Origin of the sequence: Pseudomonas sp. 2822-17, assembly GCF_002742485.1 — a bacterium.
Classification (GTDB): Bacteria; Pseudomonadota; Gammaproteobacteria; order Pseudomonadales; family Pseudomonadaceae; genus Aquipseudomonas; species Aquipseudomonas cyclaminis.
Map to the genome: position 1 here is coordinate 1 of NZ_LJRZ01000861.1, position 253 is coordinate 253.

General features: G+C 43.9%; 1 protein-coding gene. It reads right to left on the reverse strand.

Annotation, left to right across the window (positions count from 1 at the left end):
* A partial coding sequence (locus tag AOA60_RS29530; RefSeq protein WP_143522593.1) for a fumarate hydratase occupies nt 1–253 on the reverse strand: 253 nt, incomplete at both ends.

Consider the following 253-nt stretch of genomic DNA (forward strand, 5'->3'; position numbering starts at 1 on the left):
CTTTTTCGCAAGCTCATAGCTCGATATACGGTCTCCACCGATACCTACACCAATAAATCCTGCACTACAGCCTTGTCCTTGGGCCTGATAAACAGAATGTAGAATACACTTTCTGATTCCATCTAGATCGCGTCCTGCTCTGCCAAGCCCTTCAACTTCCATTGGCAAACTGTATTGAATATTTTTATTCTCACAACCGCCACCTTTAATAATTAGGCGAGCATCGATATGATCTTCTTCCCACTGCTCGAAG